Below are 21,251 nucleotides of genomic sequence, written 5' to 3'. Positions count from 1 at the left end.
AGGTGACCGGCGAACGCGACGCCACGGTGCGCACCGTGCTGCGCGGTGAACCCCTGCGGCAGCAGCTGGACGCGGGCAACGCACAGCGCCATCCGGCGCCACCCACGCCCACCGCCCCACCCACTGCGGGCGGTGACGGCACGGTGAGGCTGATCAACGGCGTGCCGGCCTCCGCCGCCGTTCACTGCTGCGGACGCGGTTGCGCCCATTGCCGCATCTACTGGCGGAAGAACGATGTCTGATTGGGACAGCCCCGTGTGGCTCGATGTGCAGGTGCGCCGGCGCTGGATGGAGACTGGCGACACCGTGGCGCTGGAGCTGGCCTCCGTGCAGGGCCAGCCTCTGTCCACGTTCGAGGCGGGCGCGTGCGTCGACGTGCTGTTTCCAGGTGGAGCGGTCCGTGCGTACTCGCTGGCGAACGCGCCGCATGCGCGTGACCACTACCTGCTGGGCGTGCGCCTGGAACCTCAGGGGCAGGGCGGCTCACGCACCATGCACGCGCTGCGCGTGGGCGACCGGCTGCGCGTGAGCCGGCCGCGCAACAGTTTTCCATTGCACGGTGGCGCGCTGCACCACGTGCTGCTGGCCGGGGGTATCGGCATCACGCCGATGCTGTCGATGGCCGCGCACCTGTGGCGCACCGCCGCGTCGTTCGAGTTGCACCACGGTTTTCGATCGCCGGAACAGGCGCCTTTTCTCGCGCACGTGCGCGAAGCGCCGTATGCGCGCCACGTGAGCCACTGGTGCAGCGCGCCAGGCGCGCAGGGCCGCATGGCGTTTTCGCGCATCCTTGCGCGGGTGCCCGCGCTATCGCACGTCTACCTGTGCGGCCCGGCGGCGTTCATGGAAGCCGGCGCCGCCACCGCTGCGGGCCTGGGTTGGCCCGCCGAACGGCTTCACCAGGAGTCGTTCGACGCGGCGCACCGCGCGACGTGATCAATCCCGGCCCGCGCGGCGCTCCTCCCGCAGCATGAAGAGGTAGAGCCCCTCGACCTTCTCGCGCGCCCAGGGTGTCTTGCGCAGGAAGCGCAGGCTGGAGCTGATGCTGGGATCGATGTTGAAGCAGCGCACCGGGATGCGCTCGCCCAGGCCATCCCAACCGTAGCGGTTCACCAGCGCGGTGAGCATGGCCTCGAGCGTGAGGCCATGCAGCGGGTTGTTGGGCTGGGCCGGGGCACTCACGCCAGCGCCGCCTCCAGCGCGTCGACGAACATGGCGGGCACGTCGAAACCGGTCTGCTGCTGGATTTCCTGGAAGCAGGTCGGGCTGGTGACGTTGATCTCGGTCACCTTGTCGCCGATCATGTCCAGACCCACCAGCAGCAGGCCCCGCGCGGCCAGCGTGGGTGCGATGGCCTCGGCCACCCGGCGGTCCACATCGCTCAGCGGCTGCGCCACGCCCTTGCCGCCAGCGGCCAGATTGCCACGCACCTCGCTGCCCTGCGGAATGCGCGCCAGCACAAAAGGCGCCACCTTGCCGCCAATGAGCAGCAGGCGCTTGTCGCCCTGCACGATCTCGGGCAGGTAGCGCTGCACCATCACGCTGGTGGCGCCGCCCTGGTTCAGCGTCTCGATGATGGATCCGAGGTTCATGCCGTCGGCCCCGACGCGGAAGATGCCCATGCCGCCCATGCCATCGAGCGGCTTGAGGATCACGTCCCTGTGTTCCGCATGGAAGGCGCGGATCGCCTCGGGCCGGCGCGTGACCAGCGTGGGTGGCGCGAACCGGGCGAACTCCATCAGCGCCAGCTTTTCCGGGTGGTCGCGCAGCGCGCGCGGGCTGTTGAACACGCGCGCGCCTTCGCGCTCGGCCTGTTCCAGCAGATGGGTGGCGTAGAAGAATTCGCTGTCGAAGGGCGGGTCCTTGCGCATGAGCACGGCGTCGAAGGTGTGCAGCGGTTCGCGGCCTTCGCCGGTGGCCTTGAACCAGGCATCGGCGTCGCCGGTGAGCGCGACGTGCCGCACCTGAGCGGTGACGGGCTGGCCACTCTGCCACTGAAGGTGCTCGGGCTCGCACGCGGCCAGCGCGTGGCCGCGCTTCTGCAGCTCGCGCATCATCGCGAAGGTGGTGTCCTTGGTGATCTTGAAGGCTTCGAGCGGATCGGCGACGACGAGGATTTTCATGGCGTGGTTCGTTCAGGGCTTTTTCGAAGAGAGTCCGTACTGTTGCACAAGCAGCGCGACCGCGCCGGCGACCACGCCCCAGAAGGCCGAGCCGATGCCGCCGATGACCACGCCGCTGAGCGTGACGAGGAAGGTGATGAGCGCGGCCTCGCGGTGGGTGTCGTCCTTGAGCGCGGCGTGCAGGCCACCGCCGATGCTGCCCAGCAGCGCGATGCCGGCGATGGCCATGACCAGCTCGCGCGGAAAGGCGATGAGCAGGCCCGTGATGGCCGCACCGAACAGGCCGATGAGCACATAGAGCGCACCGCACACCACAGCGGCGGTGTAGCGCTTGTCGCGCTCGGCGTGCGCTTCCGGGCCCATGCAGATGGCGGCGGTGATGGCACTGAGGTTGAGTGCGAAGGCACCGAATGGCGCCAGCACCAGCGTGGCGGCACCGGTGAGGGTGATGATCTTCGAGATCGGCATGCCGTAGCCGGCCGCCCGGATCGCCGCCACACCGGGCAGGTTCTGCGAAGCCATGGTGACCACGAACAGCGGCAACGCCAGGCTGGTGAACGCGGCCAGGCTGAAGGCGGGCATGGTGAACACCGGCATGGCAAGTTCGAACGTGACCGCCCCGCTGTTGAACTGGCCGCGCGCCACCACATAGACGACGGCCACCGCGAGCGTGAGCGGCACCGCATAGCGCGGCAGCAGCCGTCGCGCCAGCAGGTAGGCCAGCAGCATCAGCACCACCAGAGGGAGCGCAGTCTGCGCGGCGGCAAAGGCCTGCAGGCCGAAGCGCGCCAGCACGCCGGCCAGCAAGGCGGATGCGATCGCCATGGGAATGCGGTTCATCACCCGCTCGAACCAGCCCGTGGCGCCCACCAGCACGATGAGCGCGGCGCTGATGAGAAAGGCGCCCACCGCATCGGCCATGGTGAAGCCCCCCGCCAGACCGGCCGTGGCCAGCACGGCAGCACCCGGCGTGCTCCACGCCACCATGACGGGCTGTCGCAACACGAGCGACGGAACGGCCGAGCACAGACCCATGCCCAGGCCGAGCGCCCACATCCAGGAGGTGATCTGCGCCGGTGTGGCGCCAAAGGCCTGCGCGGCCTGGAAGACAATGGCCACCGAGCTGGTGAAGCCCACGAGCACGGCCACAAAACCGGCCGTGGCGGCCGAGAGGTTCACATCACGGAAAAAAGACATCGCGCGATTGTGCCGGGAAGAAGAATCCCCCCGCGCCGCCTACGGCCGCCGGCCTAGATCTCCACCTTGGAGCCGAGCTCGATCACCGCATTGCTGGGCAGGTTGAGGAACTCGGCCGCCGCACTGGCGTTGTGGTGCATCTGGGCGAAGAGCTTCTCGCGCCAGGGGGCCATGCCGCTGCCGATGGTGGGCACCACCACGTCACGCGAGAGGAAGTAGCTGGTGGTCATCGGGCCGAGGTCACAGCCGCGCCCCCGCATGGCCGACAACGCCTCCGGCAGGTCCAGGTCGTTCTTGAAGCCGTAGTTCACGGTCACCTGCCAGCAGTCGTGCCCCAGGGGTTCAATCTGCAGGCGCTTGTCCAGACCGATCCACGGCACCTCGTGGCTGCGCACCGTCACGAACAGGTTCTGCTCGTGCAGCACCTTGTTGTGCTTGAGGTTGTGCAGAAGGGCATTGGGCACGGTGTCGGCGTCGGCGGTGAGGAACACCGCCGTGCCCTCCACGCGTGCCGGAGGTGCCATGAACAGAGCGTCGAGGAAGCTGTTGAGCTCGATGGATTCGGCATGCTGCTTTTCGTGCATCAGCGCTCGCCCCTGCTTCCACGTCATCATCAGCGTGAACACCGCGCCGCCGATCAGCAACGGGAACCAGCCGCCGGCAAAGAGCTTGAGCAGGTTGGAGCTGAAGAAGGCGAGGTCGACCAGGAAGAAGAAGCCGGTGGCCGCCACGCACACCCACAGCGGGTACTTCCAGCTGTAGCGCACCACGAAAAAGGTGAGCACCGTGGTGATCAGCATGTCCAGCGTGACCGCGATGCCGTAGGCGGCGGCGAGGTTGCTCGACGACTTGAACATCACCACCGCGAGCAGGATGGCGACGAACAGGCTCCAGTTCACGAACGGCATGTAGATCTGTCCCGTGTGCTTGACGCTGGTGTGCAGGATCTTGAGCCGCGGCAGGTAGCCCAGCTGGATCGCCTGCTTGGTGACGCTAAAAGCCCCCGTGATGAGCGCCTGTGAGGCGATCACCGTGGCCATGGTGGCCATCACCACCAGCGGCAGCAGCAGCCACCCGGGCGCCATGTTGAAGAACGGGTTCTTCACGGCCGCCGGGTCTTCCAGCAGCAGCGCGCCCTGGCCGAAGTAGTTCAGCGTGAGGCAGGGCATGACCACCGAGAACCAGGCCAGACGGATCGGCCGCTTGCCGAAGTGCCCCAGGTCGGCATAGAGCGCCTCGGCACCGGTGACGCACAGCACCACCGCGCCCAGGATGATGAAGGTGGTGCCCGGCTGCGCCCACATGAAGCGCAGCGCGTGCACCGGGTTGAGCGCGCCCAGGATTTCCGGGTGGCCCACGATCTGCGACACGCCCAGCGCGGCGATGGTGAGGAACCACGCGAGCGTGATCGGCCCGAAGAAGCGGCCGATGCCGCCCGTGCCACGCTTCTGCACCGCGAACAGCACGAACAGCACGAGCAGGGTGATGGGCACCACGTAGTGCCTGAAGTGGGGGGAGATCACCTCCAGCCCCTCCACCGCCGAGAGCACGGAAATCGCCGGCGTGATGACGCCGTCGCCATAGAAGAGCGCGGTGCCGAAGATACCGATCGCCAGCAGCGCCTGACGCAGCGCCGGGCGGTCTTTCACCGCCGTGGACGCCAGCGCGAGCATCGCGATCAACCCCCCCTCGCCGTTGTTGTCCGCGCGCAGGACCAGCACGACATACTTGAGCGAGACGATGACAGTCAACGTCCAGAACAGGATGGACAGGATGCCGTAGACGTTCGCGTGGGTGAAAGGAACGTGGCCGGATCCGAAGATCTCCTTGACGGCGTACAGCACGCTCGTGCCGATATCGCCGTACACCACGCCGATGGCGCCCAGGGTGAGCGCAGCCAGTGACGATCTGGAAGCTGACACAAAACAACCCCGGCCTGTTCGGCGCGGGGTTCAGTTGTCGAGGGAACGCGATTTTGCGCCAGCGCCCCGAGCTTGTCTGCCGACCCGGTTCTCTAAACCGGGCTCAGCCGAAAAATGTTGCGCCGCAGCAACTCACTCGTAGACTTCGGCGTCCGGGTCGGTGGCTTCCAGTTCGTAGCTGGCCGCGAGCATGGCCAGACGGCCGATCACGCCGTACATGTAGAACCGGTTGGGCACGCTGGCGCCGGGTTTCACGCCGGGTTGCGGCAGCTGCGCGCTCTGCTCGAAGGCCAGCGGCACGAAGCTCGAGCCAGGTGCGTTCAGGTTCTCGTCCACGCCGCGCGTGGCGTGCACGCGGTAGAAGCCGCCCACCACGTAGCGGTCCATCATGTACACCACGGGCTCGGCCACCGCGCTGTTGATGCGCTCGTTGGTCAGCACACCTTCCTGGATGATGACCTCGTGCACCTCCTGCCCGGCCTGGCCCACGGCCATGCGCGCCTTGGTCTTGGCCGAGAGGTTGTCGATGTCCTTGGCGTCGCGCACGGTGAGAATGCCCATGCCGCCCGTGCCGTTGTCGGCCTTGACCACCACGAACGGCTTTTCGTTGATGCCGTATTCCTTGTATTTGCGGCGGATCTTGCCCAGCAGCGCGTCGGTGCTGGAACGCAGGCATTCCAGTCCCTCATCGGCGTTGAAGTCCACCTCACCGCACTGGCTGAACATCGGATTGATGAGCCAGGGGTCCATGCCCAGCAGCTTGCCGAAGCGCTTGGACACCTCCTCATACGCCTTGAAGTGGTGGCTCTTGCGCCGCGTGCCCCAGCCGCCGTGCAGCGGTGGCAGCAGGTACTGCTCGTGCAGGTCCTCCAGGATACCGGGCACGCCCGCGCTCAGGTCGTTGTTGAGCAGGATGGTGCAGGGGTCGAAATTCTTCAGCCCCAGGCGGCGCTTGCTGCGCAGCAACGGCTCCAGCGTCACCTTGTCGCCGCCCGGCAGCTCGATGGTCCTGGGCGACTTGATGTCGTTCGACAGCGAGCCCAGGCGCACGTTGAGCCCGGCCATGTAGAAGATGCGCTGCAGCTGTGCCAGGTTGCTCAGGTAGAAGGTGTCGGTGGTGCTCTCAGGCACCAGCAGCAGGTTCTTCGCCTCCGGGCAGATCTTCTCGATGGCGGCCATGGCGGCCTGCACCGCCAGCGGCAGCATTTCAGGCGTGAGGTGGTTCCAGCCGCCGGGGTACAAGTTGGTGTCCACCGGCGCCAGCTTGAAGCCGGCGTTGCGCACGTCCACCGAACTGTAGAAGGGCGGCGTGTGCTCCATCCACTCCAGCCTGAACCAGCGCTCGATCACCGGCGTGGATTCGAGGATGCGCTGTTCGAGTTCGTTGATGGGGCCGGTCAGGGCCGTGACGAGGTGCGGGACCATAGGGAGGGGGGGAGGGGTATGGGCGGCTGGGAAGCAGCCAGTGTAATGGGGGCGCCTGACAGGTTTTCAAGGTGCTGCCCGGCCCCACCGGCGCCCGACAAGCCGCCCCTGTGAAGGGCATGGGGCGGCGGCGAGGTGCACCTCGGGCTCATTCGCCCGGCCCGAACCGCGCCAGGGATCGCGCCTTCGCCTTGGCCGCCTCCACCTCGCGGTTGCGCGGCGCAGCGGTGGTGCGCAGCGAGGCCATCAGTTCACGCGCGGCGGTGGCCACCTGCTCCACCGCCCGGTCGAAGGCCTCGGTGTTGGCCTGCGACGGCACGTTGAACCCGCTGAGCTTGCGCACGAACTGCAGCGAGGCGTCGCGGATTTCCAGTTCCGTGGCGGGGGGCTCGAAGTTGAACAGGGTCTTGATGTTCCGGCACATGGTTCGGCTCCTGCGTTGGGTTGGCAGCGCCTGCCTGCCGGCGGCGGTCGTCAGCCGCGCACTTCGCCTTCACCCAGCACGACGTACTTGAGCGAGGTCAGGCCCTCCACGCCCACCGGGCCGCGAGCGTGAAACTTGTCGGTGGAAATGCCGATTTCCGCGCCCAGCCCGTACTCGAAACCGTCAGCGAAGCGGGTGCTCGCATTCACCATGACACTCGCCGAATCAACTTCGCGCAGGAAGCGCTGGGCGTGCACATGGTGCGTGGTGATGATGGCGTCGGTGTGGTGGCTGCTGTAGCGGTTGATGTGGGCGATGGCCTCGTCCACGCCATCCACGAGCTTGATGCTGATCACGGGCGCCAGGTATTCCTCGGACCAGTCGGCCTCGGTCGCGGCCTTCAGGTTCGCGCCCGGCACGGCGGCGAGAAGGGCCCGACTGCCTTCGCACGCGCGCATTTCCACGCCCTTGGCCGCGAAGATGGCGCCGATCTTCGGCAGGAAATCCGCGGCCACGGTGCGCGCCACCAGCAGGCTTTCCGTGGCGTTGCAGGGGCTGTATTTCTGGGTCTTGGCGTTGTCCGTCACCTTCACCGCCAGGGCGATGTCGCAGGGGTCGTCCACGTAGGTGTGGCAGTTGCCGTCCAGGTGCTTGATCACCGGTACCTTGGCCTCGGCGCTGATGCGCTCGATCAGCCCCTTGCCGCCGCGCGGAATGATCACGTCCACGTACTGCGGCATGGCGATGAGCTGGCCGACGGCGGCGCGGTCGGTGGTGGGCACGAGCTGCACCGCGTCGGCAGGGAGACCGGCGTCGAGCAGGGCGCGTTGCACCAGCGCGGCCAGGGCGCGGTTGGAGTCGATGGCCTCCGAGCCGCCGCGCAGGATCGCGGCATTGCCGCTCTTGATGGCCAGCGATGCGGCCTCGATGGTCACGTTCGGGCGGCTCTCGTAGATCATGCCGAACACGCCGATGGGCACGCGCATCTGGCCGACGCGAATGCCGCTGGGCATCTGCTTCATGCCGGTGATGTCGCCGATGATGTCCGGCATGGCCGCGAGCTGCTCGCAGCCTTGGGCGCAGGTCTCGATCACCTTGGGCGTGAGCTTGAGGCGGTCGACCATGGGCTCGGCCAGGCCGTTGGCACGGGCACGCTCCAGGTCTTTCGCGTTCTCCACCGCCAGGGGTTCGCCACTCTCGCGCAGCAGCTGGGCCATGCCGCGCAGGGCGCGGCCCTTGTCCGCCGCGCTGGCCCGGGCCATGAGGCGCGAGGCCACCAGGGCCTGCTGGCCCAGGGTGTTCATGAGTTCGGTGGTGTTGGTGGCGTTCATGGGGCATGATTTTCGCAGAGGCTCACGCCCTTGGCGAACGCGGGGTCAAGCGCCGCCGGCCTGGTGCGCGGTGAGCACGTGGGTGGCCACCAGGTCCAGGCTGGCGCGCACGACGCCCTGCTTGTCGGTCCACACCTTGGGCGTGAGCCCGCCCGAGAGCGTGAGCGACTCGCCGTCGCGCAGCGCCACCAGCGCCTGGCCGGCCGCCTCGTCGAAGGCGATCACGTTGACGATGAACTCTTCGTCGGCCCGGTTGCGGGCCAGCACGCGCGCCACGATGTAGCCGCGCCCCGCCTTGTCCACCCGCCGGGAGGCCTCGCCCATCAATCGCCCGGCGACCAGTCCATCGATCATCGGGACGGCTTCTCGAAACCGCTGGCGATCCAGGCCTGCGCGCTGTCCACGTTCAATTTGAAAGTTGGCCGCACGGGCACGCAGGCCATCTCCGCGTCGAACTCGTCGAGCGCGCGCAGCGTGGCGGTCGCGCCCTCCTCGTCCGGCACGATGGCCAGCGCGACGCGGATGCGCTGCCCACCCACCGTGACGGCAACGCTCTTGTTCAGCTGCGCATGCAGCTGCTGTTCGGAGCGGCGGATGACCTCTTTCGCGGTCTTCACCAGCGTGTGGAACGCTGCGGTGTCCAGCGGCTTCGGGTTCTTCTTGTCGCGGCCCATGGTCCAGGGGCCGACGAGCGCGGGCTCCGCGCCGTTGTCGAGGTACATGGCCACGGCCCAGCCGTCGTCGTCCTCGTTCTTGATGACGCGGGCGGTCCAGTGCTCATCGCTCCAGACGCGGGCTTCCTGAATGGGTTCCTGGGTATCGGATGTCATGGGGTCAAGGGTACAGCCAGACGGTGCAGGTGCATCCAGATGCGGATTTCATACGTAGAGGAACTGCCATTCCCTTCACGTAACCCCTGGATACATGATTGAAACCCGACAGATGCCCCATATCGAACCGCTGCCCTTCGACCACCTGCTGGTGGCCTTCCTGAAACGGCGGCCGCAAAGTCTCAACCCGCATCCGCCCAAGGACATCGCCGTGCTCAACCTCAAAGGTGAGCTCTACCGCATCATTCGCATGGGCGCCCGCAGCGACTTCCGGGCGCTGCTCATCGCCTTTGCGCCCCATGGGCTGTACGACCGCGTGCAGCTGAGCGCCGGCGCACCCGAGGAGATCGATGTCATCACCGGCCTGCCCTATCGCGGGCCATACGCCGCCATCCTGCAGGTGGGGATCGAAGCACACCCGCTGCCGGACTGAGGCCTCCAGCCGGCCTGTTCAACGCAGCGGAATCGGCGTAGCCGCCTCCACCGGAACCACGGCCACCGAGTTCTGCGGCGAACCCTCGATCACACGGTCCGAGTAGGTGAGGTAGACCAGCGAGTGCCGCTTGGGGTCCACCATCCGCACGATGCGCAGCCTTTTGAAGATCAGGCTGGTGCGCTCGCTGAAGATTTCTTCCTGCGTCCGGATCGGCTTCGGGATCGAGATCGGCCCGACCTGGCGGCAGGCGATGGACGCTTCGGACTTGTCCTCCGCCAGACCGAACGCGCCCTTGATGCCACCCGTCTTCGCGCGCGACATGTAGCAGGTGACGCCGCTCACGCCCGGATCGTCATAAGCCTCCACCACGATCTTGTGGTCCGGTCCGAAGAACTTGAAAACTGTGTCCACTGAGCCGATTTCCTGGGCAGAGGCGGCAACTGCAGACAACAACACAAGGGCAGCAACAAGGCGCATCAGGTGGTCGCTTTCAGATCGGGAATCAACGCTTGTCGACGTGCTCGGCCGCGGCCGCCGTGGCCTCGCTCGCGGGGGTGATCGAGGGCTTCTTGCGCAGACCTGCGATTTTCGAAATCACGCCACAGAGGGTCAGGAACAGGCCGAAGATGAACGCAATGGCAGTGACCGCGATCACGCCGTCGGACAGATTCGTGCCTGGCCGCAGCAACAGCCCGGACACGATGGAGAGCACCGTCGCGATTCCCATCGTCCACAGCCCGCGCCGCAGCGCACCCTCGCGCAGGAACTTCGGAATCTCGCCCGGCGGGCCCGAAGGCGTTGAGTAGACGCCTCCCTGTGGCAGCTGCCGATGCGCGTTGTCATATGCCTGCTGACCAGCCAGCTGCGACGCGTTGGTGGGTGGCCCTGCCATCGGGCCCAGTCGGGCGTGGTGGTTGTATTCGTCGAGGGACATGCGCGTGCTCCTGAGAAGATGGACGAAAAGGCGATCGGTGCAGTATGTCGGCTGGAGCCGCTCAGGGCAAGCAGGGCACCGGCGGGCGCATGCGGCCGTGTCCTACAGCGCAGCCCCGCCCCCCGGGGCAGGATGGGCTTTTGAAAGGAGCCATCGCATGAAGACCACCTGGGTTCTCGTGGCCGACGAGGCCATCGCCCGCATCCTGGAAAAACCCCGCAAGGGCAGCGAACTCAAACCCGTTGAAGAGTTCACCGACCCCGATGCCCACGCCCGCGAACGCGAGCTGCGCAACGGACCGCACGGACGTCGGGCCAGCGGCAACGGCAACCCCCAGGCCACCGTGTCTGCGAGCGATTCGGAACGCCACCAGCATGCCCGCGTATTCGCCGCGCGCATCGCCCAGCGCCTGCTCGACCTTCGACGCGAGAAGCGCTACGACGAGATCCACATCGTGGCCGCTCCTCGCCTGCTGGGCTACCTGCGCGAAGAGTTTCACCAGGAAGTGTCCAGCGCCATCGTCGATTCGCTGGACAAGGACCTCATCCACGAAAGCAACGCCGACCTGATGCGTCGCCTGTTCCCCACCTCGCGCGCCACCGCCACCTCGTGACGGCACGGCGGCAGAGGCGGCCCACAGCGTTCGCATGCGCACCCTGCTCGCCTTGACGATCGCCATCGCGGCGCTCTGCACATGGCTGCTGCACAGCGGCCGTCTCGCCGTTCCGCCCGAATGGAACCCCTGGGCACCCCTGAGCGTGCACCACCCGCCCAACCTGCTCACCCGCCACAAGCTGCTGCGCCTGGAACAGGACGCGCCGCAATGCCAGGCCGTGCTGGACCGAGCCGGACTCAAGCACACCACCCTGCCAGACAACGACCTGCGCGACGGTTGCGGCTGGCGCGATGCCGTGCGCGTGGACGACGCGCGCTTCCACCCCGCCTTCACCCTCACCTGCCCCGCCGCTGTGTCCCTCGCCCTGTGGGAGCGCCACGGCCTGCAGGCCGCCGCCAGCACCCACCTGGGCGGGCGCGTCATCCAGGTCGAACATGTGGGCAGCTACGCCTGCCGCAACGTGCGTGGCGACACCGGTGGCGAAGGCTCGCGCCGCAGCCAGCACGCCACCGCCAACGCGTTCGACGTCATCGGTTTCCGCCTCGCCGATGGCCGCCGCGTCAGCGTGCTCGACCACTGGCCGCGCGAAGGGACACGGGAAGCCCGCTTCCTGCGCGATGCCCGCAACGGCGCCTGCCCGTTCTTCAGCGCAACCTTGAGCCCGGACTACAACGCCGCCCACCGCGACCACCTGCACCTGGACCGGGGCAGTTTCCGCATGTGCCGTTGAAGGCCGCCGAGCTGGTGCGCGCCCAGGGCTGAGCGGCCGAACCCCGGCCCTGAAAAGGGCCGGCCCTCTCAATGCATCAGAACGGATAGTGCCGTGGCGTGGTCTGCAGCGTCACCCAGCGCAGTTCCGTGAACTCGTGAATGCCGGCCTTGCCGCCAAAGCGGCCGATGCCCGAACCCTTCACGCCACCGAACGGCATCTGGGCCTCGTCGTGCACGGTGGGGCCATTCACGTGGCAGATGCCGCTGTCGATCTTGCGGGCGACATTGAAGGCACGGGCGATGTCGCCGCCGAACACGGCGGACGAGAGCCCGTACTCGTTGTCGTTGGCACAGGCGATGGCCTCTTCCACGCTCTTGACGCGCACCACACACTTCACGGGACCGAAGGTTTCCTCATGGTAGATGCGCATGGCTGGGGTCACGTGGTCGAGCACGGTGGCGGGCATCAGCGTGCTGGTGGCCTTTTCGCCGCACACCAGCTTGGCGCCCTTGGCGAGCGCGTCGTCGATCAGGGCATTGCAGTGGTCCACGGTGCCCTGGCCGATGACGGAACCGAGCACCACGGGCTCGGGCTTGCGCGGGTCGCCCAGCGGCAGGGCCTTGGCCTTGTCGCTGAACTTCTTCACGAATTCGTCGGCGATCTTCTGGTCGACGATGAGGCGTTCGGTGCTCATGCAGATCTGGCCGCTGTTGGCGAAGCAGCCAAAGGCGGCACCGTTCACGGCATCTTCCACGTTGGCGTCGTCCAGGATGACCATGGGCGCCTTGCCTCCGAGTTCGAGCACCACCGGCTTGAGGTACCTGGCGCAGGTCATGGCGATGATCTTGCCGACCTTGGTGGAGCCGGTGAAGTTGACGCGGCGCACCGCCGGATGCGCCACCATCGCCTCGACCACGGCACCGGCGTCGGCCGGGGCGTTGGTGATGTAGTTCACCACACCGGGCGGAAAGCCCGCGTCCTGGAAGGCTTCCACGATGAGCTGGTGCGTGCGCGGGCAGTTCTCACTGCCCTTGAAGATCACCGTGTTGCCGCAGGCCAGCGGCACGCAGATGGCGCGCACGCCGAGGATGATGGGCGCGTTCCACGGCGCGATGCCCAGCACCACGCCAGCGGGCTGGCGCACGCCCATCGCGAGCGAGCCGGGCACGTCGGACGGGATCACTTCGCCCGAGATCTGCGTGGTGAGTGCAGCGGCCTCGCGGATCATGCTGGCGGCCAGCATGGTGTTGAAGCCGGCCCACATGCCGGTGGCGCCGGTTTCCGCGGCCACGGCCTCGATGAACTTCGGCAGCTTGGCTTCGAGTGCGTCGGCGGCCTTGAGCAGCAAGGCACGGCGTTCGTTGGGACCGGTTTCGCTCCAGGTCTTGAAGGCTTCGGCGGCGGCCTCCACGGCCATCACGGCGTCGGCCGGGCTGGCGGCGGGCGCGCGGGTGGCCACGCTGCCATCCAGCGGGTTGCGGCGTTCGAAGGTGGCGCCCTTTTCGGCGGTGACTTTCAGGCCGTTGATGAGCATGGACAGATCGGACATGTTGGTTTCTCCTGGTTGTGTGTTGTGGGTTCAGGCGGTGGCCACGGCCTTGCGGCGCTGCACGGCGTCGGCCGCGCTGGTGGTGCCGCTGGCGGGGTCCTTGTCGGCGCCGAGGTAGGCCTCGCGGATGACGGTGGAGCGGGCAAGCAGCTTCGCGGGTCCGCTGGCAACGATGACGCCGCGTTCGAGCACATAGCCCCGGTCCGCCACGGCCAGCGCCTTCTTCACGTTCTGTTCGACCATGAGCACGGTGGTGCCCGCGTCGGCGATGCGCCGCGCGATGGCGAGCAGTTCGTCCACCATGCGTGGGGCCAGGCCGAGCGAAGGCTCGTCGAGCATCAGCAGGCGGGGCGCGCACATCATGGCGCGGGCCACGGCCACCATCTGTTGTTCGCCACCGCTCATGGTGCCGGCCAGCTGCGCGGCGCGTTCCCTGAGTTTGGGGAAGTCGGCGAAGGCCTGCTCCAGCCGGCGCGCACGTTCTGCCTTGGGCACGAGCCAGCCGCCAAGCTCCAGGTTTTCCGTGACGGTCATCTGCGGGAACAGCTGTCGGCCCTCGGGCACCAGGGCCACGCCGGCCTGCACGATCTCGTGCGTTTTCTCGGCGAGCTCCTGGCCATCGAGCAGCACGGTGCCCCTGCGCGGAATGAGGCCGTTGAGGGCCTTGAGCAGCGTGGTCTTGCCCGCGCCGTTGGGACCGAGCACGACGGTGAGGCCGGGCTGGATGTCGAGCCGGAGGTCGCGCAGCACGAGGAAGGCGCCGTAGCCGGCGGACAGGCCGCTGATCTTCAGCCGCGCTTTCTCGCCGCCGCCGAGTTCAAAAGGTTGTGGGCGGTACCACATCATGCGGTGGTCTCCTCTTCGCTGTGTTCTTCTGCCTCGCCCATCTCGTCACCCAGGTAGGCCTCGATCACCTCGGCGTTCTTGACCACCTCGGCCGGCGTGCCGTCGGCGATCTTGCGGCCCTGGTGCAGCACGATCACACGCTCCACGTGCCGCAACAGCGTGGTGACGGCGTGCTCGATCCAGACCACCGTGAGGTCGAGCTCGTCGCGCAGGCGGCGGATGAGGCGGGCCATTTCCTCCACCTCGTTTTCCGTCAGGCCGGCGGCCACTTCGTCCAGCAGCAGCATGCGGGGGCGCGTGGCCAGCGCCATGCCGATCTCCAGCAGGCGCTGCTGCGATGGCGTGATGGCAGCGGCGGGCAGATCGGCCTGCTCGCTCAGGCCGATCAGGCCCAGGATGCTGTCTGGCGTGCGCAGCACCCAGGGCACGCCCACCTCGTCGCCCCAGAACAGGTATTCGCGCCGGCGGCGGCCTGCGAACTTCAGGCCGAAGGCGATGTTGTCGCGCACCAGCATGTCGCCGAAGGTGCGCGGCGTCTGGAAGGTGCGGGCCAGGCCGTGTGCGGCGAAGCGGTGAGGCCCCTTGCCGGCCAGCTCGCGGCCCTGCACCGAAAGCGCGCCGCTGGTGGGCCGCGTGACGCCGGAGATGGCGTTGAAGAAGGTCGTCTTGCCCGCGCCGTTGGGGCCGATGATGCCGACCAGTTCGCCAGGCATGAAGCGGGCGCTGACGGCATCCACCGCCGTGAGGCCGCCGAAGCGCACGGTGACTTCGCGCGCGTCGAGCAGGGGTTGTCGGGTATCAGAAGTCATTGCGGCGCTCCCGCAGGTCTTTTTCACGCTGCTTGCGGCGTTTCGTCTCGCCACTGAGGTCGTCCTTGATGTCGGTCCACCAGGCCTTCGAGCTGTCGCGCCAGCCGCGGAAGGTCTCGGTGCGCACCGAGGCCAGGCCGCCCGGCAGGTACAGCACCGACAGGATGAGCAGCAGGCCGAGCGACATCATGTAGACCTGCGGCACCTGCAGGCGCAGGGTCTCGGCGAGCACGCTGAACACGATGGCGGCGATGAGTGGGCCCCACAGCGTGGCCGCGCCGCCGATGAGCGCGATGAGCACGGTCTGGAAACCGATGAAGGGGTTGAACACGGTGTGCGGGTCGATGTAGGTCCAGCGCACGGACATGGCAGCGCCCACCGCGCCGGCCACCGCCGCCGTGAGCGCGAAGCCGGCGGTCTTCACCCAGCGGGTGTTCACACCCAGCGTCTGCGCGCGCTGTTCGTCCGCACCGATGCCGAGCATGGCCAGGCCGAAGCGCGTGCGGCGGATGGCGATGGACAGCGCCACCGAGCCCACCGCGAGCAGCAGCACGGTGAAGTACACCGTGTCGCGCTCAGGCACCACCATGAGCACCCGGCCCACGGTGCCGGTGACACTTTTCTCGAAGTAGCTGATGGCGTGGCGGATGAGCTCCGTCATGCCGAAGGTGAGCACCGCGAAGTAGGTGCCGCGCAGGTGCAGCACCGCCGCGCCCATGACGATGGCCACGCCCGCAGCGATGAGTGCGCCCAGCCCGATGGCCTGCGCCCAGGACACCGTCTCCAGCAGGATGGCGCTGGCGTAGGCGCCGATGCCGAAGAAGGCCGACGTGGCGAGCGAGAGGTAGCGCGTGGTGCCGCAGAACATCGCCCAGCTCGACGAGAGCGCGATGTACATCAGGCAGGTCAGCGCCATGGAGACGATGAACTCGCTGGCAAAACCGGGCAGGGCCACGGCCCAGCCGGTGAGCGCGAAGAGGACCAGCAGGTCGCGGATGAGAAACTGGCGGGACGTCATTTCAGGCTTTTCTTGTTTTTCTGGCGAACAGGCCTTCGGGCCGCAACAGCAGCACGCCGATGAACACGACGTAGCTCAACAGTGCCTTCAGCGAGGGGTTGGTGAAGTGCATGCCCAGGGCTTCGATCACGCCCAGCAACAGGCCACCGGCCAGCGCACCACCCATGCTGCCGAAGCCGCCGAGCGTGATGACGATGAGTGCGGTGACGGTGTAGGGCTCACCCATGGACGGGCTGATGGTGTATGCCATGGAAAGCAGGCAGCCCGCGACGCCCGAGAGGCCCAGGCCGATGCCGAACATGAGCGGGTGCAGCCGCCTGGTGTTGATGCCCATGAGCTGCGCCCCCGTGGGCGATTGCATGAGCGCACGCACACCTTTGCCCAGCAGCGTGGTGCGCAACAGCAGGATGAGCGCGCCCGAAAACAGCAGTGCGAGCGCGAACACCACCAGCTTGTTGACCGCGAACTGTGCGTTGCCACCGGGCAGCGGGATCGACAGCGGTTGCGTGAGGTAGTCGTAGCCGCGCAGGTCACCGCCCCACACGTAGGAGATGAAGTTCTGCACCAGGAACATCAGACCGAAGGCGACCATGAGGCCACGCGCCTCGAAGATGTCCAGGTTGGGCGAGGTCGCGGTGAGCCGGCGGAAGCACAGCCAGTGCACCGCCACGCCCATGGCGAACAGCAGGCCGAACGACACCGGGATCATCAGCAGCGGCGACAGGCCGAACGAGGTCTGCACCATCCAGGTGAGGAAAGCCCCCACCATCAGGAACTCGCCGTGCGCAATGTTGAGGATGCGCATCAGCCCGTACTGCAGGTTCAACCCGAGCGCGACCAGCGCATAGATGCCCCCGGTGATGAGACCAGAGGCGATGAGTTCCAGCCAGGCGGAGAAGGACATACGAAGGAGAGAAGTATCGGGATCCAGAACGTCGCGGCACCGGCTTCGCCGGGCCGCGGACGTGGTGACGCGCCCCAAGTGCGGCGCGGAAGGAGCTCTACTTCCACGCAGGCTTGCTGGGGTTCAGCTTCGCGGTGGCGACCTTCTGCGGCCACACCACTTCGAACTCACCGTTCTGCCACTGGCCCACGGTGCCCGGCGTGCCCACGTTCTCGCTGCCGCTGAACTTGATGTCGCCGATGATGGTCTTGTGCGTGTTGTTGGCCACGTAGTCGCGGATGGCCTTGCGGTCCAGGCCCTGGGCCTTCACCGCGTTGGTGAGGATTTCCAGCCCGGCCCAGCAGGCGCCGCTGGCCCAGCGGTCGGGTTCCTTCTTCTGGCTGGCAACGTGGGCATCGAAGTAGGCCTTGGCACCCGGGCTGGTCTTGCCGTTCCACGAGCCCATGCCCAGCACACCTTCGGCGCCGGCGGGTGTCATCACGTTCTTGTAGAGCGGGAAGGCGGTGCCGACGGAGGCGTAGAAGAACTTGGGGTTGAAGCCGATTTCCTTGGCCTGGCGGCTGGCGAGGATGGTGTCAGGCGGGTAGGTGAAACCGACGAAGGCATCGGGGTTCCTGTCCTTCATGGAGCGCAGCACGGGCGAGAGGTCTTTCACGCCGCCGGGGTAGCTCTTGTCTTCCACCATGGTGATGCCGGTGCCCTGCAGCGCTACCTTGAAGGCGGCGTAGTTTTCCAGGCCGAACAGGTCGTCCACGTACACGACGGCCACGGTCTTCACGCCGTTGGCCTTGAACATCTCCACCAGCGCGTCGCACATGGGCTTGGGTTGCTGCAGCAGCAGGAAGAAGTAGGGCAGCTTCATCTCGGCCAGGCGGCGCGAGAGTGCGGTGGGCGCCAGGAAGGGGTAGCCCATGCGGTTGGCCAGCGGGGCCACGGCGAAGTTGGCGTTGCTACCCCAGGGTGGCAGCACCAGGTCGACCTTGTCGCTGCCCATGAGTTTTTCGTAGGTGCGTACCACGGTTTCCATGTCGCTGCGGTCGTCGCTGCTGATGAGTTCGATCTTGCGGCGCACACCCTTCACGTCGAGGCCACCCGCGGCGTTCTGCTGTTCGGCCCACAGCAGGTAGTTCGGCTCCTGGCTCACCTGCGCACCACCCGTCCAGGGGCCGGTGCGCGACATGGAGTAGCCGATGCGCACGGGCGCTGACTGGGCGAGCAGCTGGGGCGCGAAGGACATGGCGCCCACCGTGGCGGCGGCGCTTTGGATGACCAGACGTCGATTGGGATGGGCCATGGTGTGTCTCCTGGAGTTGTGGTGGACCAGCCCGCATCGTAGGCAGAACCCGGGCGCGGCGCTGTGCTGTCGGTGCACTTGCTGCTTGTCGGAATGTGCACACCCATGCGGGTTAACCCTTGACCCCAGGCGATGCATGCGCCGGGGTCGCACCCGATAATTTCCGGCATGGGCTCCACCTCGCCATCCACCATGACCACCGATGCCGTCGCACCTGGTGAGCGCGCGGCCATCTGGCGCGACTGGGTGTGGACGCACTTTGGCGGCCTGGACTCGGACCTCTACGGCGACACCGGCTTCGACGGCCACATGCACGCCTCGCACGCGGGCGATGTGGTGCTGACCAAGCTGGAAGCCAACCGCCACCGGGTGCTGCGCAGCACGCAACTGGCGCGTGGCAGCGAGCGCGCATACCTGAAGATCGTGGCACCCTGGCGCGGCAGCGCGGGTGTGCAGCAGCACAACCGCGAGGCCTGGGTGCGACCCGGCGGCTGGGCGATCTACGACACCACGGGCAGCTACGAGATCGCGAACCCGGAACGGGTGGAGCACCTGATCGTGATGCTGCCCAAGGAGCAATTGACCGAGCGTGGCCTGCGCCTGGAGCCGCTGATGGCGCGGCACGTGGGCGGGGTCAGTGGCATTGCGCGCGTGGCGCTGGAGACGATGCGCACGACCTACCAGGAGCTGCCCGGCATGAGCGAAAACGCGGCGCGCGGTGCAGGCGAACTCATCGTGGAGCTGGTGCGGCTGTCATTGCAGGAGCTGGCGGGCCGCGAGAACGGCACCACGCAGCTGGAGGCCTTTCGCGACCGTATCCGCGAACACATCGGCCAGCACCTGCGCGACCCGGCGCTCACGCTGGACCACATCGCGCAGGCGCTCAACTGCAGCAAGCGGCACCTGCACAAGGCGTTCAGCGCAGAGGACGACACGCTGGCGCACTACATCCAGCGCCAGCGCATCCAGGCCTGCATGCGGGAGCTGGCACACCCGGCACGCGCGCACCGCACGATCACGGAGATTGCGTTTTCCTGGGGCTTCAACAACGGTGCGCATTTCAGCCGCGTGTTCCGTGAGCACACGGGACAGTCGCCGAGCGATTTCCGGGAATCGGCGTTGCGGGCTTCTTCCGGGGCCGCTGCCTAGCTTTTCGTTGCGGGTTCGGGTGAAGACCCCGCGGCAGGCCAGTGGCGGTGCCCGCCTGCTCCGGTCTTTATCGCGGGCGCCTGGATTGACCGGACCACACGACCTCGCCAAACCCCGTGGCGAGGAGCCCCAAGTCAACGCAAAGAACAGGCCAAAGAAACCTTCATGGCCATCTGCTGCAATGCCTGCCAGGGATCGGCCGGCCAGTTGGGCGCTTTCAGGCCCTTCACGATGCCATCCACCGTGTGCGCATCCTCCAGCCAGCGCGACAGCGTGGCCATGTTGAGCAGGGGCAGCGCCCGTTCCATGAGCTTCTCCTTCACGCCCCACACCCGGTTCTCGCGCAAGGCCATCGGCAATGGACGACCCGCGTCCATGGCCGTGCGAATGCGGTGCAAGGTGCGGATGTCTTCCGACAACGCCCAGTGCACCAGCACCGGTGCCTCGCCCTCGGCCTGCAAGCCATCGAGCATGCGCTGCACACGCTGTACCTGACCTCCCAGCACCGCCTCGGCCAGTTTGAACGCGTCGTAGCGCGCCACATTCAGCACCGCCGCCTCCACCTGCGCAAAAGACAGTTCGCCCGCCGGGTGCAGCAACGCCAGTTTCTGGATCTCCTGGTGCGCGGCCAAGAGGTTGCCCTCCACCCGATCCGCAAAGAACTGCAACGTGCGCTGCCCCTCCTCACCCGCCACCACGCGCTGACCCTGCAGCTGCAGGCGTTGCGCGATCCATTGCGGCAAGGCCTTGCGGTCCACCGGGTCCAGCTTCACCGTGGCGCCGAAACTCTCCAGCGCCGCGAACCAGGCCCCCTTCTGCGTGGCGGCATCCAGGCGTGGCAGCAGCACCAGCGTGAGCGTGCCGTCGTTGCCCTGCGCGGCCTCCGCGATCTGCTGCAACACCTGCGAACCGTCCTTGCCAGGCTTGCCGGAAGGAATGCGGATCTCGATCAGCTGCTTGTCCGCGAACAGGCTCATCGACCCTCCGCTGGCCAGCACCTCGCTCCAGTCGAAGTGGGCTCCGGCCACGGTGTGCACCGTGCGTTCGGTATACCCCTGCTCGCGCGCAGCCGCGCGGATGGCGTCGGCGGCTTCCTGCACCAGCAGCGGCTCGTCGCCATGCAGGGTGTACAGGCTCCTCAGGCCGCGTTGCAGCTGGGCAGAAAGTTGCGGTGCGGCGATCTGCATCGGGGGCGTGCCGGCGTCAGAGGGACTTCACCGCCGCGAGACGGCGCAATACCTGCTGGACGATGTCGGAGACCATGTCGCGGTACAACAGCTCTTCTTCTGCGGCCTTTGACAGCACCGCCGTTTCAGTGAAGCTCAGGTCGCGCTCCACCAGAAGTTCGACATTCTCGATCAGATCCTTGTCGGTCGAGGTACGCAAAAAGAACACGAAACGCGTGCGCAGCTGCAGCTCGCGCACCTGACCGGCTGCGGTCTGTCCAACGGCAATGCGTTCGCGCTGATCTGTAGCCACTGTGAGCACCACGTCGGCGGGCGTGGCACCGCTCACCACCTGCAAGCCGTTGACGGCCAGGGTCGCGCGCAGTTCAGATGCCACCGGTGTGCCGGTGCTGCCCACCAGGCGAATGGTCTTGAACGCGAACGTGGGCGCCTTGCGCAGCGCGAAACCGCAACCGGAGAGCCCCAGCACCGCGGCCCCGGCCGCCAGTTGCTGCAACGCACGGCGCCGCGCCGCGAGAGAAGGCAGAGGAGCGTTGGCTTGCATG

The 21,251-nt window shown here is 67.2% G+C and carries 25 protein-coding genes; 6 read left to right on the top strand and 19 right to left on the bottom strand.

Annotated elements, in window-relative coordinates; all coding sequences use genetic code 11:
- The first annotated feature begins 2 nt into the window (after window positions 1-2).
- Together J2X09_RS15405 and J2X09_RS15400 are read left to right on the top strand one after the other, a co-directional pair.
- Window positions 3-242: a hypothetical protein gene (locus J2X09_RS15405; RefSeq protein ID WP_204734273.1), complete on the top strand. Its 240-nt coding sequence runs from the start codon at window positions 3-5 to the stop codon at window positions 240-242.
- Window positions 235-936, top strand: a complete 702-nt coding sequence (locus J2X09_RS15400; protein WP_204734272.1) for a ferredoxin reductase — start codon at window positions 235-237, stop codon at window positions 934-936. Before J2X09_RS15405 ends, J2X09_RS15400 begins: the two co-directional genes overlap by 8 nt.
- Here the strand turns inward: J2X09_RS15400 and J2X09_RS15395 are convergent, their stop codons facing one another.
- The 9 genes from J2X09_RS15395 to J2X09_RS15355 all read right to left on the bottom strand — a co-directional run bounded on the left by J2X09_RS15395 (window position 937) and on the right by J2X09_RS15355 (window position 9,252).
- Window positions 937-1,182 (bottom strand): VF530 family protein, encoded by a 246-nt coding sequence (locus J2X09_RS15395; protein WP_310308701.1) that lies wholly within the window; start codon window positions 1,180-1,182, stop codon window positions 937-939. It abuts the gene before it with no gap.
- Window positions 1,179-2,123 carry a glutathione synthase gene (gshB, locus tag J2X09_RS15390; RefSeq protein ID WP_204734271.1) on the bottom strand — a complete coding sequence of 315 codons (945 nt, stop codon included), beginning with the start codon at window positions 2,121-2,123 and terminating at the stop codon, window positions 1,179-1,181. Before gshB ends, J2X09_RS15395 begins: the two co-directional genes overlap by 4 nt.
- Window positions 2,124-2,135: 12 nt before the next feature.
- On the bottom strand, window positions 2,136-3,320 hold the full coding sequence (locus J2X09_RS15385; protein ID WP_204734270.1) for a benzoate/H(+) symporter BenE family transporter: 1,185 nt from the start codon (window positions 3,318-3,320) through the stop codon (window positions 2,136-2,138).
- Between the two features lie 53 nt (window positions 3,321-3,373).
- The gene (locus J2X09_RS15380; protein ID WP_204734269.1) at window positions 3,374-5,242 is read right to left on the bottom strand and encodes a potassium transporter Kup; all 1,869 of its coding nucleotides are present in this window, start codon (window positions 5,240-5,242) and stop codon (window positions 3,374-3,376) included.
- 132 nt (window positions 5,243-5,374) lie between these two features.
- Window positions 5,375-6,667 (bottom strand): glutamate--cysteine ligase, encoded by a 1,293-nt coding sequence (gshA, locus tag J2X09_RS15375; RefSeq protein WP_204734268.1) that lies wholly within the window; start codon window positions 6,665-6,667, stop codon window positions 5,375-5,377.
- A gap of 148 nt (window positions 6,668-6,815) precedes the next feature.
- Window positions 6,816-7,091: a DUF2277 domain-containing protein gene (locus J2X09_RS15370; protein WP_204734267.1), complete on the bottom strand. Its 276-nt coding sequence runs from the start codon at window positions 7,089-7,091 to the stop codon at window positions 6,816-6,818.
- Window positions 7,092-7,141: 50 nt separating this feature from the next.
- On the bottom strand, window positions 7,142-8,422 hold the full coding sequence (locus J2X09_RS15365; protein ID WP_204734266.1) for a glutamate-5-semialdehyde dehydrogenase: 1,281 nt from the start codon (window positions 8,420-8,422) through the stop codon (window positions 7,142-7,144).
- Between the two features lie 45 nt (window positions 8,423-8,467).
- Window positions 8,468-8,776, bottom strand: coding sequence for a single stranded DNA-binding domain-containing protein (locus J2X09_RS15360; protein ID WP_204734265.1), 309 nt, complete (start codon window positions 8,774-8,776; stop codon window positions 8,468-8,470).
- Complete coding sequence (locus tag J2X09_RS15355; RefSeq protein WP_204734264.1) at window positions 8,773-9,252, bottom strand: hypothetical protein; 480 nt, start codon at window positions 9,250-9,252, stop codon at window positions 8,773-8,775. Before J2X09_RS15355 ends, J2X09_RS15360 begins: the two co-directional genes overlap by 4 nt.
- Window positions 9,253-9,346: 94 nt before the next feature.
- Here J2X09_RS15355 and J2X09_RS15350 point away from each other — a divergent pair, with 94 nt between their 5' ends.
- Entirely contained in the window at window positions 9,347-9,685 is a 339-nt protein-coding gene (locus tag J2X09_RS15350; protein WP_204734263.1) for a hypothetical protein, read from the top strand.
- 18 nt (window positions 9,686-9,703) lie between these two features.
- Here J2X09_RS15350 and J2X09_RS15345 read toward each other — a convergent pair whose 3' ends face one another.
- Both J2X09_RS15345 and J2X09_RS15340 read right to left on the bottom strand, forming a co-directional pair.
- Window positions 9,704-10,165, bottom strand: coding sequence for a CreA family protein (locus tag J2X09_RS15345; protein ID WP_204734262.1), 462 nt, complete (start codon window positions 10,163-10,165; stop codon window positions 9,704-9,706).
- A gap of 25 nt (window positions 10,166-10,190) precedes the next feature.
- Window positions 10,191-10,622: a hypothetical protein gene (locus tag J2X09_RS15340; RefSeq protein WP_204734261.1), complete on the bottom strand. Its 432-nt coding sequence runs from the start codon at window positions 10,620-10,622 to the stop codon at window positions 10,191-10,193.
- Window positions 10,623-10,779: 157 nt separating this feature from the next.
- Between J2X09_RS15340 and J2X09_RS15335 the strand changes: the two genes are divergently transcribed.
- Window positions 10,780-11,235 carry a host attachment protein gene (locus J2X09_RS15335; protein WP_204734260.1) on the top strand — a complete coding sequence of 152 codons (456 nt, stop codon included), beginning with the start codon at window positions 10,780-10,782 and terminating at the stop codon, window positions 11,233-11,235.
- 34 nt (window positions 11,236-11,269) lie between these two features.
- Window positions 11,270-11,968 (top strand): extensin-like domain-containing protein, encoded by a 699-nt coding sequence (locus J2X09_RS15330; protein WP_204734259.1) that lies wholly within the window; start codon window positions 11,270-11,272, stop codon window positions 11,966-11,968.
- A gap of 76 nt (window positions 11,969-12,044) precedes the next feature.
- On the opposite strand, the gene J2X09_RS15325 is transcribed toward J2X09_RS15330, so the two are convergent.
- From J2X09_RS15325 to J2X09_RS15300, 6 genes are all read right to left on the bottom strand, one after another.
- The gene (locus J2X09_RS15325; RefSeq protein WP_204734258.1) at window positions 12,045-13,499 is read right to left on the bottom strand and encodes an aldehyde dehydrogenase; all 1,455 of its coding nucleotides are present in this window, start codon (window positions 13,497-13,499) and stop codon (window positions 12,045-12,047) included.
- Between the two features lie 30 nt (window positions 13,500-13,529).
- Window positions 13,530-14,345, bottom strand: coding sequence for an ABC transporter ATP-binding protein (locus J2X09_RS15320; protein ID WP_204734257.1), 816 nt, complete (start codon window positions 14,343-14,345; stop codon window positions 13,530-13,532).
- Entirely contained in the window at window positions 14,342-15,154 is an 813-nt protein-coding gene (locus J2X09_RS15315) for an ABC transporter ATP-binding protein (RefSeq protein ID WP_204734256.1), read from the bottom strand. The genes J2X09_RS15320 and J2X09_RS15315 overlap by 4 nt, the downstream gene beginning before the upstream one ends.
- Window positions 15,144-16,172, bottom strand: a complete 1,029-nt coding sequence (locus J2X09_RS15310; RefSeq protein WP_204734255.1) for a branched-chain amino acid ABC transporter permease — start codon at window positions 16,170-16,172, stop codon at window positions 15,144-15,146. The genes J2X09_RS15315 and J2X09_RS15310 overlap by 11 nt, the downstream gene beginning before the upstream one ends.
- Window position 16,173: 1 nt before the next feature.
- Window positions 16,174-17,076, bottom strand: a complete 903-nt coding sequence (locus J2X09_RS15305; protein ID WP_204734254.1) for a branched-chain amino acid ABC transporter permease — start codon at window positions 17,074-17,076, stop codon at window positions 16,174-16,176.
- 97 nt (window positions 17,077-17,173) lie between these two features.
- Entirely contained in the window at window positions 17,174-18,370 is a 1,197-nt protein-coding gene (locus tag J2X09_RS15300) for an amino acid ABC transporter substrate-binding protein (RefSeq protein ID WP_204734253.1), read from the bottom strand.
- A gap of 168 nt (window positions 18,371-18,538) precedes the next feature.
- On the opposite strand from J2X09_RS15300, the gene J2X09_RS15295 reads away from it, so the two are divergent.
- A complete protein-coding gene (locus J2X09_RS15295; RefSeq protein WP_310308695.1) occupies window positions 18,539-19,519 on the top strand; it encodes an AraC-like ligand-binding domain-containing protein in 981 nt (326 codons plus the stop codon).
- A gap of 134 nt (window positions 19,520-19,653) precedes the next feature.
- On the opposite strand, the gene holA is transcribed toward J2X09_RS15295, so the two are convergent.
- Both holA and J2X09_RS15285 read right to left on the bottom strand, forming a co-directional pair.
- Complete coding sequence (gene holA / locus J2X09_RS15290) at window positions 19,654-20,706, bottom strand: DNA polymerase III subunit delta (RefSeq protein ID WP_204734252.1); 1,053 nt, start codon at window positions 20,704-20,706, stop codon at window positions 19,654-19,656.
- A gap of 16 nt (window positions 20,707-20,722) precedes the next feature.
- Window positions 20,723-21,250, bottom strand: coding sequence for an LPS-assembly lipoprotein LptE (locus tag J2X09_RS15285; protein ID WP_204734251.1), 528 nt, complete (start codon window positions 21,248-21,250; stop codon window positions 20,723-20,725).
- Between the last annotated feature and the right edge of the window lies 1 nt (window position 21,251).

Origin of the sequence: Hydrogenophaga laconesensis, from assembly GCF_031457235.1 — a bacterium.
In the GTDB taxonomy this organism is placed as follows: Bacteria; Pseudomonadota; Gammaproteobacteria; order Burkholderiales; family Burkholderiaceae_C; genus Hydrogenophaga; species Hydrogenophaga laconesensis.
This window is presented reverse-complemented; position numbering and strand designations above follow the sequence as displayed.